A 14,336-nucleotide genomic window follows, 5' to 3' on the forward strand; every position below is an offset into this window, starting at 1 on the left:
AAACACCTCTAATTATTTTCTTATAAACTTATTTTGATTATAAATGATTGTTTTATGATTATATGTGATAGTATAACTTATAATATTTGATTGTTTTTGATCATCTCTGATTACTTATGATTATATTATATTTTTTTTAGAATGTCAACTATATTTTTAAAGCCACAGCAAATTGCTGTGGCCCTTAATAAATTACTTACGCTCAAAGGTATGACAATTTGTCATATCAGCTTTATTAGGATCATTAACTCCAGCATCAACATTAACCTCAATAGCAGATGCATTACAGTGTTCACTCTTCCAATACTTACAGCTATCTACTGTACACTTTACATTATCTAATGCCACATAAATCCCTCCTTGTTTATTAGTCACAAGGTTAGTATTTGAGTTATTAAAAAATTATATTCTTCTAAACTAAGTAAGAATTGATATTCTATAACAATTATGTTTAACAATTTCCTGATTATAAGAATATGATATAGCAAATTGATTGTGGAGGTGATGGAATGGATTATAGAGATAATTTTGGCGATGAACCGTGGGAATTGAAATTGGCCCAAGCTTATATACCTTTTCAAGTATATAATCAAGCCTATGAACTAGAGGAAGCCTTAAAAAAGGGAACTTTATTCCCTGAATTATACTTTCCGTACCACAAACAAAGATAAGGAGGTGTTAAAATGGATCGAGAACAAATGAGATTGCTTAAAAAGATGATGGCTTTAGAATTTGCTGGGATTGAGTATAACTTATATCTTAATACCCATCCCCAAGATAAGCAAGCACTTAGAGATCATAATAAAATAGTTAGAGAGTTAGAAGACTTAAAAGAGTATTATCAAGAGACTTATGGTCCTATAATTGCTATGGAAGATAGTGAATGCCCTTGGCAATATCCTAAAACTGCTTGGCCATGGGAGATAAAATATAGATAATATTAATAATTAAAAGGAGGAGAAAGTATGTGGATTTATGAAAAGAAACTTCAACATCCAGTCACAGTAAATCGTACTGATCTAACAATGGCTAAATATCTTTATGCCCAATATGGTGGTCCAGATAGTGAATTATCTGCTGGATTGCGCTATTTATCACAAAGATATACTATGCCTACTGATGAAGCTAAGGCTACTTTAACTGATATTGGTACTGAAGAATTGGCCCACTGGGAAATAATTGCAACATTGATTTATAAATTAACTGAAGATGTTCCAGCTAAAGTATTAAAAGATGCTGGATTAGGTGCTCATTATACTGAACATGGTCGTGCTTTATACCCACATGATGCTGCTGGCGTACCATGGACGGCAGCTTTCATTCAATCATTTGAAGATCCAGTTACTAGTCTACATGAAGACTTAGCTGCTGAAGAAAAAGCTAGAGCAACCTACGAAAACTTAATAGATCTTACAAATGATCCTGGAGTAATTGATGCACTTAGTTTTTTAAGGGAACGAGAAGTAGTTCACTTCCAACGTTTCGGCGAAACACTTGATATTGTGCAAGATTATCTAGAGGAAGAATAAAAAAAGCCCTGCCTTTAAAGGCAGGGCTTTTCTGGTTAAGACCTAAATTGCTCCATGAATTAAATTAGAAAAATAAATTCCAATTGCAGCTCCACTAACTATATCTGAAGGATAATGAACTCCTAAATAAGCCCGCGATAAACCTACTAGCACTGCCAATGATTGACTAATTAAAATAAAATTAGGAAAATTAAATCCTACTGTTACCGCTAATGAAAAAATAGCGGTTGTATGCCCAGAAGGAAAAGAATAATTACGAAAAGAAGCTTTAGTTAAATTAACCTCTTTTAAGATCTTATAAGGGCGATTACGATTGATAATTCGTTTGATAACTTGTACAACAGTGCCACTAATTAGAACAGATAATATAATCTCACTGCCCACCTGTTTTAAATTTTGCTCACCTAAAAAAAATAATAATCCCCCAAAAGCAATTGTAAATATTGCTCCTCCAAGATGGGTTACTAAAGGCATTAACCAATCTAATAACCTACACTTAATTCTACGATTCAAAAAATAGAATAATTTAATATCTTGGTTTACTATCTTTTGCAATAAATAAGCCATTTTTATTCCCTTCTTACTTTGTTTATATTATTATTTTATACTGTTTTAATTATTATATTATATTTTTTTCTACTTTACAATTAATAGCTTAAAAGGGTGTGGCTTTACACACCCCGTTAACTTATTTTAATTAACCTTCTGCCACCTGCAATCTTTCTCCGCCAGAATTTACGATTTAAAGTGCCTATTTCTACATTTTTGTCCTGTAAAATATGAATAAATTGATGGTCATTAATCATTACTCCAGAATGAGTAACTATATCATCAAGAAGTTTAAAGTAAACTAAATCTAATACTTGTAGCTTATCAAATTCAACTGGTTGACCTATTTTTTGTAGCCCCCTTAAATATCTTTCTGCATCTTCTTTGTACCAATCTTCTGGAACAGGTTCTCCATCACCATCTGGAATTGTAATACCAAACTCATCATAAATGCCAATTATTAATCCTAAACAGTCTAAACCTGTAAGTGATCTTCCGTTATGTTTATACGGAATATTCCGATACTTTCTCACTACTTTTTCCATTTTATTTTCTAACTTAGTTATTTCTTCTTTCATATCCTCACCCCTACCACAGTATATGTAATAATTAGTAATCAGTGAGGGTTAGTTAGATTTAGAGAAAATATTTCCTAATTTAAGATTACTCTTTATCAACTTCGCATTCTCATTTAGATACTCTACTAGTTTAAATTTAAATTTTACTTCTAAATTCTTAGCTTGTCTACTTGTGAGATTAACCTTTTTAGCTGACAGATTATCAACTGAATCAACAAAACATAAAGGAGGAAATAATACGCACCACCAATTAGCCCCTGCCCCATCTCCAATTACAACTTCTAAAGCTTGATAACTACCAGCTGCTAAAGTAAGATTACCATAACTTCGGGTAGGGAATTTAAATTCTCCTACGTTTAATTTAACTTGATAGTCTTTACCTGATTGATTAATTTCACGTTGTGCAACCTTAGATAGATAATCTAAATTATTAGCTATTCTCTCTTTAGCTTGACTTATGTTAGTTATATTTGTCAATAAATCTTGACTGGAAGCTATTATAGCATCCCTTACCTTTCTTTTTAATAATTGATCAGCCAATGTATTACTGTTAGCTATTACATGTAATCGTAACAAATTATTAGGATTATACCTTGATTTTCTAACCACAAAAGCAGTCTTACTCATAAATAATAGTAAGCAAATTAAGACTAGACTAACTCCTGTTACTACTTTTACTCTGCGCATTTTATTTCCTCCTTAACCTTAACTTCCTGTTGTAGTTTATTAAGAGCTTTCTTTTGAATTCTGGAGATTTGAGCTTGAGAAACTCCTACTTTTTCAGCAATCTCTGTCTGGGTCTTACCTTCATAAAACTTAAGTTTTATAATCAATTGTTCTCTAGCAGTTAGTTTCTTTAGAGCTTGTCTAAGATTAATTCCTTCTATCCAATTAATTTGTTCACTAGATTCTAGTTGATCTAATAATAATAAACTATCTCCTTCTTCCTCAAATACAGGTTTAAATAAGGAGATAGGATTCTTAACAGCTTCTAAAGAATGAACTATCTTTTCTCGGGGCACATCCATCTCTTCTGCTATCTCCTCTAAAGTAGGCTCTACTCCCTTTTTCTTCCTTAATTCTTCTTTAAACTTAAGAGCCTGATAAGCTATCTGCCTTAAAGAACGACTAACCCTAACTCGCTTATTATCTCTAATATGTCGTTTAACCTCTCCTATAATCATAGGCACAGCATAAGTAGAAAACTTAACTCCTCTAGTAGAATCAAAGTTATCTACAGCTTTAATCAAACCTACACACCCTACCTGAAATAAATCATCTATAGTATATTTATTATTTCTAAACCTCTGGAGTACACTTAGTACTAGCCTTAAATTACCACTGATTATCTTTTGTCTAGCCTCATTACTTCCTGCTTCTAGCTGCGCAAACAAATCCATCATCTCTTCATTAGATAAGACTGGTAACTCAGTTGTATCAAAACCTGTCAACTTTACTCTTTTCATCTAACCCACCCCTCTTCCATTTATTTCTATTAATATCATTGACAGGAATAACTGAGGTTATACATAAAAAATAATTTTTAGTATAAAAATCATTTAATTACAAAAAATAATCTAATAAGAAGTATAGCCATGGAGTGATATTATGAAGCTAATCTCAAACACTCAGTTTTTTTTAATAGTAATTAATTTTATAATCGGTAGTACTATCTTATTTCCACTTGGCATTAAAGCAAAACAAGATGCTTATCTGGTTATTTTAACAGGGGCTTTTCTGCAGCTTATTATGTCTTTAATTTATTTGAAAATAAATTCAATATCCCCAGAAGATAATTTTGTACAATTAGCTAAGAAAATATTTGGAAAGTATTTAGGCTGGTTAGTAGGGGTTATTTATTCAACCTTTTTCTTATATATTGCAATCAGAAATACTAGAGATTTAGCTGAACAGATAGTCCAAAATTTTACTCCCCGAATTGATATAACCTCAGTTATTATTTTTTCTATTATTTTAGTAATTTATGCTACATATTCTAATTTATCTACTATTGGTAGAGTAATAGGTATTATTTATCCGTTTGTTATTTTATTTTTAGTAACTACTTCTACCTTGCTTATAACACTGAAAGGAGATTTTAGAAATTTACAACCTGTTCTAGCTAAAGGATTTAAACCAATTCTAAAGGCATTATACCCTGGAATATTAGGCTTTCCAGTGGCTGAAACAGCTATCTTTATGATGATCTTTCCTAAGGTCAATACTAGTCTAACTGGTCTAAAAAAATCATTTCTTATAGCTACTACTTTTACTTACTTAATTTTAACTTTAAATACTATTATGATGCTGACAATCCTTGGCTCGATGTTAACAGGAAAATTAACCTTTCCCTTAATTCAGGCTACAGAATTACTGGGCATTGAATTATTACATCTTAACTTTTTTATTTCTTTAGTAATGGTCCTGTCATTAATTATGAAAATAACACTTCTTACTTATGCAGGATTACAAGGCTACTCTCAGTTATTTAAAATTCCTTATAAAAAAATGACCCTTTTTATTCCACCGGTGATAGGATATCTAGCACTGCCTATTGCTAAGGGATATCCCCAACATATTAGATTTGGGTTAAATCAATCTCTTTATATAAATATTGTAGTTGGGATTTATATTCCGTTACTAACCCTCACTATCTACTACTTTAAAAAAGGGATTAAAAAAATCTTTAAATAAAAAAAAGGGAGCTCTAGCTCCCTAAAAATTTGCTAAGTAATTATTAAGTTGTTTATAAATAGGTCTCATTACTTTATCTAAAGCTTCAATAGGATTAGGTAGGGGAAAGTCAAGTAATATCCCATAGCTATAAACTACCCCTGTCAACATCAATACTAAATAAACAGCAAGTTCCTTCCATTCTTTATTCTTAATTAAACCTTTAGTTTGATAATAGGCTATCATCACAAACAGTAAAGTAAGTAAAATTACTTTTATTACTTGCAAATCTATCACCTCTAATCCATCATAATAGGCTTAGTAATCATCCCTAACCTCTTAATTGTTACTTTAACCTTAATATTTGTTTCAACAGTAGGAAATATTTGGTGCCATTCCTTCTTTATCTTTTGCCATTTCTCTGGATATTTTCTATAAATAGCTGGCCCATACCCAAAGATATCTGCTTCATACTTGTACTGTGCTTTCTCTAAAGCAGCTTTAATATCATCCTTAATCTGTTCAGCTATTAGTTTTTCTGTCTTGGCAATATTCTTATGTTTAGTTAAGTTGATCCCCTTTATTTGTTCTGAAATCTTAACCCCTGCTTTAATTTCTAGTCTAAATTTTATCTGGCCATTACTTAAAATGGGGGTTAACTTTGTATTTTCTTCTAAAATATCTACTGAAAACTTCTTCTTCTCCATAGGCCTAACCCCAATTAACATCCCACGTTTCATCTCTCCCGTTATCCATAAGTATCCTCTAGTTTCTGGTCGATTAAACCACCCCTTTAGTTTCCCTTTTTTAAAGATTGCCATGCCACTCATAGCAACAGTTTTCTTGGACGTACCTTTAACTAAGCTCTCTTGCTTATAGGTTCCTTCAGGCGCAACATCGGGTATGTAAGTAGTTAATCTTCCTGTTACCTCATCATATTGCTTGTTAGCTAATCTAACTAGCATTTGCTTTAGATTGAGAGCATAAGTTCCTGCCCAACTTTTATAATTTCTATAGATACCCTCAATTTCTTGGGCCAAGGAATCCTCAAACCTAGGATTAGTATCTAATACATTAGCCGCTTTACCTTCTGTAACTACAAATAAGCTATTATATCTAATTTCTTGATTACGAGCAAAAAAATCTATTACCTTTCCTAAGCCCTGACGTGCAACCGCTTCACCAATGATGATAAGATTACTATGAAACCAGACTATTTTTTTAGGAATTTTAGCTCTTAAATTTTTAGCAGCCCTCATTACTGTATCTCCCGTAGCACTAGCTGCCCAGATTTGATTTTTTACTCCTCCTCCTGCTTTTTCAGGACTAATCATCTGAACTATCACTTCATACTTTCCACTTTTTTCATCTAAGTCTACTGCTGTTAAAATTACTATTCCTAACTGATCAACTTCTTGTTTTTGAGCACAACCACTTAAGACTAATAAACTAATTATTAAACCCAGTAAAATTTGTTTATTCATCTTCCTCTCCTTCCTGAGGAGGCTTTGGTTTAGCATTCTTTTTAATCCGTTGTTGATCCTCTTTAACTAAAAAGTTGGCCCGTTGATTCTTAAACCATTCTGGCGCCTTAAAGATAGCATCCTTTAACCCTACTAAGTCAAGTGGAGCAAAAGGAGATAGATAGGGAACCCCAAAAGAGCGTAAGCTAGATAAATGTATTAAAAGTGCTAACATAGCAAAAGTAATCCCAAACATTCCTAAACTACCTGCTAAAAACATAATCCCAAATCTAAGCAATCTAACAGCAAGTCCTAAATTATAAGCTGGAATCATAAAAGAAGCAATTCCCGTTAATGCTACAACAATTACCATTGCTTGTGAGACTAAACCTGCCTGCACAGCTGCTTCTCCAACAACTAAAGCCCCAACAATACTTACGGCTTGACCAACAGTCTTAGGCAATCTTAAACCAGCTTCACGTAAAGCTTCAAAACTAATCTCCATCATCAAAGCTTCAATCAAAGAAGGAAAAGGAACTCCAGCTCTTGAAGCAGCAATATTAATTAATAAGGGCGTAGGTATCATCTCTTGATGAAAGGTTGTTAAAGCAATATAAATTGAAGGAGCTAGTAAAGCTATTACAAAGCCTAATAATCTTAGTAGCCGAATAGCAGTAGGAAATAAAAATCTATGATAATAATCTTCAGAACTTTGAATAAAGTGGGTGAAAACTGCCGGAAGGAGTAGAGTATATGGACTGCCATCTATTATAACTACTACTCGTCCTTCATTTAAAGCACCAGCAACTGCATCAGGACGCTCTGTACTATTCATCTGAGGAAAAGGAGAAAAAGGTTCATCCTCTATTAACTGCTCAACAACTCCACTAGCACTAATTATATCAATATCTATCCGGTTGATTCTTTGTTTCACTTCTTCTATCAGTTCATCTTGGACAATCCCTTGTAGATAACCAATCACTACATCTGTCTTACTAACCCGACCTATTTTAAAGCTCTCAAACTTTAAATCAGGAGTCTTGATTCTCTTTCTTATTAGTGTCATATTAACCTTAAAGCTCTCTATAAACGCCTCTTTAGGACCTCTAACTACTCGTTCAGTATTAGGGACGGTAACACTTCTTTTCTCTCCTCCCTGAATACCTAATGTTAAAGCTTGGTCAGAACCATCAAATAATAGCAGCCCATTTCCATTTAATAATTTATCTATTAACTTATCAAATTTATTATTAGTGTTTACTTCGCCTACACTTAGCAATGAATTTTGAATTAAATCCCGAAACTGATTACTTGTGGGTTCAACTTCAATACTTCGATCTCTAGAGATAACCATTAACTCTTGTAACACATTATCATTAATAATCTTTTTATCTACCGTACCACCAATATATATCAAAGCTGCTTTTTTTCTAACTTCTCTTCCAATTTTAAATTCCTTAATTATCAAATCACTTACATTTTCAAAAACACCTTTAAAATAAACTAGATTTCTATCTAAATCAGAACCTAAATCTGCTTTATTGACTACATCATCAGTTATTTTTTCTTGTAACTTCTTAAGCTTTTTCTTTTTTTGTTCTTCTATAGTTAGTGGCTTCTTCATTACTTATCAGCTCCTTCATTCTTCCCTCTAACAACAGCAACTATATATAATAGTAATGGAATAGTTACTTGGATAATAATTAAGAGCATAGAGTATGTACTTTCTACATAATTTTGAAGTTCAATTATTCCATCCCATCCTATAGAAGCAAAATTTATTATCAATAGTGCCAGAGGAATACTATACTTCTTCTTATTCTTTAGATTAAATAGACTAGTTAGACATGTGCAACTAATCCAAAAGAAAGTAGTCAATTGCACAAAGATTAACCCCATCCAGACAACCAGCATAAATATCTCTTGTCTTAATAACATCTCCCCTGCTTTAACCAACCTGGTGATCATAAAGGGAATAAAAAATAATTTAGATGCTAAATCAACCCCAAAAACTGAAATAGCAACTACTACAAAACTAGCTACAAATAAAAAACCAACAGACAAACCAATAGTAATTACTCTAGTCACTTTATTAGATCTATCTACTAGATCATTGAAGAAAAGTATCAAAAATGCATTGCCTAAAAAAGCACTAGGTACTATTGCACCTCTAATAATACTAGCGGGATTTTGGACTAAAATAGGAAATACTAAGTTAAAATTAATCTGTTGTAATAAACCCACGGCGATAAGTGGGGTTATTAAAGCAACAACAGAAAATATAATACTACTTGTTCTAAAAAATCCTTCTACTCCTAAACTAATGCTATAAACTACTAAAGCCATTAAAGAAACTCTAAACATCATTGGACTGCTCTGTCCATAAATCATTGTAGTAATTAAAACTATAAATTGTTCTAAAACATAAACTACTACTAAAAAAGAATAAATAAATAAAATAAAAGCTATTAATTTGCCTAAAAAACTGCCTAAAATTTGTGAGCTAAAATCCAATATATTCTGTTTTGGATAACGCTTCATTAATTTTAGTGATAATAAAACAATACCTAAAGCAATAATATAACCAATTGATACAGCTAACCAAGCATCATGCCCAGCATACTTAATAGAATTTAATAAAACTTGTATATGAGCTGTAGGAATTAAAACATTAATCAGTAAGATAGCTAATTGACCTTTAGAAATCTGAGGCATATCAGCCCCTCCTATACATTTATCAAAATTTATTGTAAACTTGGTTATAATTTATCATTACCGATTAACTTCCTTTTTATTATACGTTATAAAAAATAAAAACCCCTGCATAATTGCAGGAGTTAACTTTTTATCTTATATCCTATTTTAAAGAGATGAGTTACTATCAACAATAAAGCAACAAAAAATGATCCTACTACCAATAAAGATAGATAAGGACTAATATCTGAAATCCCTAAAAAAGCATATCTAGTCATATCTACCATATAAAAGACAGGGTTAAATAAAGAAACTTTACTCCAAATACCTGGTAAGTTCTTAACTGAATAAAAGACTCCACTTAAAAAAGTTAGTGGGGTAATAAAGAAATTAGAAAAAATAGACACCTGGTCAAAGCTTTCAGCCCACAAACCAGCAATAATCCCTAATAAAGAAAAGACACTAGCTACTAACAAAACGACTAAAGTTAGTAAACCTACTGAATAAATTGCCCCTCCATAAAAGAAAATAGAGATTACATAGATACTAATTGCCACTACAATACCTCTAGCTATACCACCCGCCATTAATCCTAAACTTAGCTGTAAATAAGAAAAAGGGGCCAACAATAAATCAATAATGGAACCATTATACTTAGCAATCATTAACGAAGATGATGTATTGGCAAAAGAGTTACGGATTAGACTCATCATAATCAGACCCGGAATTATAAAATCAATATAATCTATCGTATATCCTGCTATAGCTTTACTTTTGAAAGAGTAAGAAAAAATAATCAGATACAAACTAGTAGAGATTAAAGGAGCAAATACAGTCTGCGTTGCTACCTTTGAGAACCGCCAAATTTCTCTTTTGACTAACGTATAAAAAGAGGTTAAATTATTCATCACTATCCCCTCCTAAATTAGTTAACTGCACGAAAACATCTTCTAATTTGGCACTAGCAATCTCTATATCTTCAATTTCTAATTCTAAACTATCTAACCAACTTAATAACTTAGCTACTTCATCTTTAGTGATTTCTAACTCTAACTCTCCATCATTTAATTTAGCATTGTATTTAGGTAATTTTTCTATTAAATCATTAGTTTCGGCAAACTTAACCTTTATTATCTTTTTATCAATCAAGTTAATCAGATTTTCTTTACTATCAATTGCTATTACTTCTCCTTGATCCAAAATTGCTATCCTATCACATAGCGCTTCAGCCTCTTCTAAGTAATGAGTTGTTAAAATGATAGTCTTCCCTTCTTGGTTAAGCTTTGTTACATACTCCCAAAGAGAACGTCTTAATTCTACATCAACCCCAGCTGTAGGCTCATCTAAGACAATTATTTCCGGATCATGAACTAAAGCCTTAGCTATTAACAAACGTCTTTTCATTCCTCCAGATAGCCCTCTAGGCTTTATATCCTCTTTATCCTTTAAATCTAAAGCCCCTAGGATTTCATCAATTTTTTGTTGATTATTACTAATTCCAAAATAACCTGATTGAATCTCTAGAGTCTCCCGAACGGTAAAGAAGGGGTCAAATGATACTTCTTGAGGTACAATCCCAAGTTGTTGCTTGGTCTGAAGATAGTTGGTAATAATATCTTGCCCTAACACTGTTACTGACCCTGAATCCATATTAACTAAGCCTGCTAGTGTACCGATTAAAGTACTCTTTCCTGCTCCATTTGGCCCTAACAGACCAAAAAACTCCCCCTTTTTAATAGTCAGATTAATATCATTTAGGGCTTGTAAATCACCATAGCTTTTATTTATTCCCTTAAATTCAATTGCTGTTGACATCATATCCCTCCACCTAAAATAATAAAAGGCCCAGGTAATTTGCCTGAGCCTTTACTACTTACAAACTATATTTATAGTTTAATAACATTCTCTGCTTGTAGACCTTTATCAGTCTCTGCAACATCAAACTTAACTTCTTCTCCTTCTGTAAGATCTTTGAAACCTTCACCAATAACAGAAGAAAAGTGAACAAAAACATCATCTTCATCTTCTTGCTCAATAAATCCATAACCTTTTTCTGTATCAAACCACTTTACAGTACCAGTATTAGTTGGTTCTGTAGGTTCATTAGAAAGGTCTTTTGTTGTTTCTTCAACTTGATCTTCGTCTACAAGACCTGCTTCTGCAAAAGCATTACCTAAATTATTAACCATCATAAATCCCTCCAAAATATGTTAATTTCACACTGTGATTAATGATATCATTCTGCTATAACTTTGTCAAACTTAAATTTAATCTTAAACCTCAATAAAAACAGGAGCTTGTTCTATTACTTGACTTGGGACTTGAACAAAAAGATTATTTTTCTTTAAAGGTAATAGTGTTCTTACTCTTTTTTTATCACCTGGAACACTAACTTTAACAGCCTCTATTATATAACTATTATCTGGTTTACGATAGAGACTACTTTCTTCAGTAACTAATAGCCCATGAGAGACTGATTTATTATTTAAAGCGGAATAAATAGCTAGAAAAACGGGATTACTTATATCAGCATCAATTCCTTCTGAAATAATAGTTATATTAATACTAAAATCATAATTTGCTAACTTCTTTCTTAAATCAAAACGACCATTTCCTCGCTTAATAAATAAGAAAGTCTTTCTAACATCCTGCTTTAGTCCTTGCTTTATCTGTTTATTAACAAATAATAATTTGCCACTGCCAGGTTTTATATCAACTTCTATTCTTAGTAAAGCAAATTTTTGCCCATTAATAATCTGACCTACATAAACAGTTCCCGGTTTAGCTAACCTTCTTTTAAACCCTTGGCTTATATTATACTCCGGAAGCACAGGGTAATATTTTTCATCTGATGAACAACTAGTGTATTCAAAACTTATTTCTTCATATTCAAAAGAACCGAGTTTAGTTAACTGTTCTTTAACCCGCTTTCTTCCTTCTAGAGCTAACTCAAGATATACTTGCAGATCTTCTTGAGTAAATTCACCACTAGGATGTAATAATTTAAGATAGCCAGATACTGTCTTTTTTACTGCCCGCTTATCTCTAATATCCATTTCTTCATCAAGTATAAAATGCTCCTCTACTACATTTGTGAAATCAAGTTCCCTTAATTTATTAAACATTAAAGCTAAATATCCACTCTCTAACCCATAAGCTTTTGTTAAACTCTCTTCTTTTATTTTATTAATCTCCCAGCCAGGTAAATAATAATGGAACCGATCAATTAAGGCCATATCTTTCATTTTATCAGGTAAAGGTTCAAATAAGTTGCTATCTCTTAATAAAATACTAAGGTCAGTATTGATATTCCCTAAAAAAATCATTGAAGCGGCAGCATCAATTTCTTCTTTCCCACGGCTAAACGCTCCTGATTCCATATAATCCTTTAAAATTTGAATTGCAGTCTTATCTTTAAAATCAATATAAGCTACTTCATCAAAAGCAATAACGTCCCAGTTACCAACTAGTCCAACCTCTTTAGTTCCCATATTATAAAAGAGATTAGCTACAGTTGTTTTTCCTCCTGATACCAAAATAGACTGATTTGATAATTGGCGATAAAGATACGACTTCCCTGTTCCTCTGGGGCCTAATTCTATAAAATTATAATTTTTTTCTACAAAAGGAATTAATCTCGTTAGCAAAAGTAACTGTTGTCGGTTAGATAATTGGGTTGGCTCAATTCCAATACTCCTTAGTAATAAAAATAGCCGCTCGTTTTTATTAAGTTGACTTGACTTCTCCTTAAACTCTTCTAAACTAAAAGTTGTCCTTTCACAAGGGCTCAAATCTTCAATTTTAAACTCACTCTTTTTTGTAGCTTTTGATCCTAGATAGCTTATTTTGACCTTGGCCCACAATCCCACACCAAATAATTTAGGGTGCCCTTTAACTATCTGATTAGAAATTTTAGCTTTTTTAATCCCTAACTTCATTAAATGGGCCAAATAACTATCTTTTCCAGTTATAGATTTAGCAGTTATCTTATCTATAACAGTTAGACTACCTTGATGTCTAATTTTATCCTGCACCTTTAAATTATCCTTAGGATTAACTATTTGATCTTGTAATAACTGATAAAGCTCTTCTACATGATCGGTTCCTTGGTGATTCAACAACAAATTATCGATTACATAAGTCGGAAGATTTAACTTTTGTTTAAGTTTAATTGTTAAATCTTTATTAACAATTTGATTTGAGTATATTTCTTTTATTTTATTATCTAGTGCCTCCACTTCAAATCACCACTTTACAATTTAATTTAAAGAATTAGATTATCATTCTTATTGTTTAAATTAACTACACAAGTCCCTTTTTCCTCTAATCTAATAATAATAATCTTAAATTAGTGATGATATGGTTCACCTTTCATAATCTTAAATGCTCGATAGACCTGTTCTAATAAAATCAACCGAATCATCTCATGGGTAAAAGTCATATGAGAAAAAGTTAAAACATAATCTGCCTCTTCTCGAACTTTACTATGTAAACCTAGTGTACCCCCAATAATAAATTCAATACTACTATAACCTTGCACTTGCAGATTATTGATTGATTTAGCTAAGCCTTTAGATGTCATTGGTTTACCATGTGGATCTAGAGCAATTGTATAAGCTCTATTATTTAACTGCTTAATAATTCTGTCAGCTTCTTTTTCCTTAACTTGTTCCATTTCTGCTGAACTTAAGCTACCTTTGATTCTTTCTGCTTTAGCTTCAGTTACTTCTACATCTGTATGACGTTCTAATCTAGTTATAAACTCATTAATTCCCTGTTGAATGTAATTCTCCTTAATCTTACCTACTGCTATAACACGCAGTTTCATAACGTCCCTCCTCTTATCTACA

The 14,336-nt window shown here is 31.9% G+C and carries 17 protein-coding genes and 1 pseudogene; 4 read left to right on the forward strand and 14 right to left on the reverse strand.

Annotated features, from left to right (window positions below; genetic code table 11):
* Positions 1–192 precede the first annotated feature (192 nt).
* A complete protein-coding gene (locus HALHA_RS13375; RefSeq protein ID WP_015328135.1) occupies positions 193–348 on the reverse strand; it encodes a DUF1540 domain-containing protein in 156 nt (51 codons plus the stop codon).
* Positions 349–509: 161 nt separating this feature from the next.
* Here HALHA_RS13375 and HALHA_RS13380 point away from each other — a divergent pair, with 161 nt between their 5' ends.
* The 3 genes from HALHA_RS13380 to HALHA_RS12500 are packed head-to-tail and all read left to right on the forward strand — an operon-like array spanning position 510 to position 1,529.
* The gene (locus tag HALHA_RS13380) at positions 510–671 is read left to right on the forward strand and encodes a spore coat associated protein CotJA (RefSeq protein WP_015328136.1); all 162 of its coding nucleotides are present in this window, start codon (positions 510–512) and stop codon (positions 669–671) included.
* Between the two features lie 12 nt (positions 672–683).
* Positions 684–938, forward strand: coding sequence for a spore coat protein CotJB (locus HALHA_RS12495; RefSeq protein ID WP_015328137.1), 255 nt, complete (start codon positions 684–686; stop codon positions 936–938).
* 27 nt (positions 939–965) lie between these two features.
* Positions 966–1,529 carry a manganese catalase family protein gene (locus HALHA_RS12500; RefSeq protein ID WP_015328138.1) on the forward strand — a complete coding sequence of 188 codons (564 nt, stop codon included), beginning with the start codon at positions 966–968 and terminating at the stop codon, positions 1,527–1,529.
* Positions 1,530–1,571: 42 nt separating this feature from the next.
* Here the strand turns inward: HALHA_RS12500 and HALHA_RS12505 are convergent, their stop codons facing one another.
* The 4 genes from HALHA_RS12505 to HALHA_RS12520 form a co-directional block, all read right to left on the reverse strand.
* Positions 1,572–2,096, reverse strand: coding sequence for a phosphatase PAP2 family protein (locus HALHA_RS12505; RefSeq protein ID WP_015328139.1), 525 nt, complete (start codon positions 2,094–2,096; stop codon positions 1,572–1,574).
* A 116-nt stretch (positions 2,097–2,212) separates the two neighbouring features.
* Complete coding sequence (locus HALHA_RS12510; RefSeq protein ID WP_015328140.1) at positions 2,213–2,656, reverse strand: C40 family peptidase; 444 nt, start codon at positions 2,654–2,656, stop codon at positions 2,213–2,215.
* A 48-nt stretch (positions 2,657–2,704) separates the two neighbouring features.
* Positions 2,705–3,343, reverse strand: a complete 639-nt coding sequence (gene spoIIR, locus HALHA_RS12515; RefSeq protein WP_015328141.1) for a stage II sporulation protein R — start codon at positions 3,341–3,343, stop codon at positions 2,705–2,707.
* On the reverse strand, positions 3,331–4,122 hold the full coding sequence (locus HALHA_RS12520) for a SigB/SigF/SigG family RNA polymerase sigma factor (protein ID WP_015328142.1): 792 nt from the start codon (positions 4,120–4,122) through the stop codon (positions 3,331–3,333). Before HALHA_RS12520 ends, spoIIR begins: the two co-directional genes overlap by 13 nt.
* 142 nt (positions 4,123–4,264) lie before the next feature.
* On the opposite strand from HALHA_RS12520, the gene HALHA_RS12525 reads away from it, so the two are divergent.
* Complete coding sequence (locus tag HALHA_RS12525; RefSeq protein WP_015328143.1) at positions 4,265–5,350, forward strand: GerAB/ArcD/ProY family transporter; 1,086 nt, start codon at positions 4,265–4,267, stop codon at positions 5,348–5,350.
* A 21-nt stretch (positions 5,351–5,371) separates the two neighbouring features.
* Here the strand turns inward: HALHA_RS12525 and HALHA_RS12530 are convergent, their stop codons facing one another.
* The 9 genes and pseudogenes from HALHA_RS12530 to rlmH all read right to left on the reverse strand — a co-directional run bounded on the left by HALHA_RS12530 (position 5,372) and on the right by rlmH (position 14,314).
* On the reverse strand, positions 5,372–5,617 hold the full coding sequence (locus tag HALHA_RS12530; protein ID WP_015328144.1) for a hypothetical protein: 246 nt from the start codon (positions 5,615–5,617) through the stop codon (positions 5,372–5,374).
* An 11-nt stretch (positions 5,618–5,628) separates the two neighbouring features.
* Positions 5,629–6,813 (reverse strand): Ger(x)C family spore germination protein, encoded by a 1,185-nt coding sequence (locus HALHA_RS12535; RefSeq protein ID WP_015328145.1) that lies wholly within the window; start codon positions 6,811–6,813, stop codon positions 5,629–5,631.
* The gene (locus HALHA_RS12540; RefSeq protein ID WP_015328146.1) at positions 6,806–8,416 is read right to left on the reverse strand and encodes a spore germination protein; all 1,611 of its coding nucleotides are present in this window, start codon (positions 8,414–8,416) and stop codon (positions 6,806–6,808) included. The genes HALHA_RS12535 and HALHA_RS12540 overlap by 8 nt, the downstream gene beginning before the upstream one ends.
* On the reverse strand, positions 8,416–9,507 hold the full coding sequence (locus HALHA_RS12545; RefSeq protein WP_015328147.1) for a GerAB/ArcD/ProY family transporter: 1,092 nt from the start codon (positions 9,505–9,507) through the stop codon (positions 8,416–8,418). Before HALHA_RS12545 ends, HALHA_RS12540 begins: the two co-directional genes overlap by 1 nt.
* A 122-nt stretch (positions 9,508–9,629) precedes the next feature.
* A complete protein-coding gene (locus HALHA_RS12550; RefSeq protein WP_015328148.1) occupies positions 9,630–10,394 on the reverse strand; it encodes an ABC transporter permease in 765 nt (254 codons plus the stop codon).
* Positions 10,387–11,301: an ABC transporter ATP-binding protein gene (locus HALHA_RS12555; RefSeq protein ID WP_015328149.1), complete on the reverse strand. Its 915-nt coding sequence runs from the start codon at positions 11,299–11,301 to the stop codon at positions 10,387–10,389. The genes HALHA_RS12550 and HALHA_RS12555 overlap by 8 nt, the downstream gene beginning before the upstream one ends.
* A gap of 71 nt (positions 11,302–11,372) precedes the next feature.
* Positions 11,373–11,567, reverse strand: a pseudogene (locus HALHA_RS13765) (cold-shock protein); the annotation flags it as partial.
* Between the two features lie 192 nt (positions 11,568–11,759).
* Positions 11,760–13,724: a BREX system Lon protease-like protein BrxL gene (brxL, locus tag HALHA_RS12565; protein WP_015328151.1), complete on the reverse strand. Its 1,965-nt coding sequence runs from the start codon at positions 13,722–13,724 to the stop codon at positions 11,760–11,762.
* Between the two features lie 110 nt (positions 13,725–13,834).
* On the reverse strand, positions 13,835–14,314 hold the full coding sequence (rlmH, locus tag HALHA_RS12570; protein WP_015328152.1) for a 23S rRNA (pseudouridine(1915)-N(3))-methyltransferase RlmH: 480 nt from the start codon (positions 14,312–14,314) through the stop codon (positions 13,835–13,837).
* Positions 14,315–14,336 lie beyond the last annotated feature (22 nt).

It is taken from the genome of Halobacteroides halobius DSM 5150 (assembly GCF_000328625.1).
Taxonomy (GTDB): Bacteria; Bacillota; Halanaerobiia; order Halobacteroidales; family Halobacteroidaceae; genus Halobacteroides; species Halobacteroides halobius.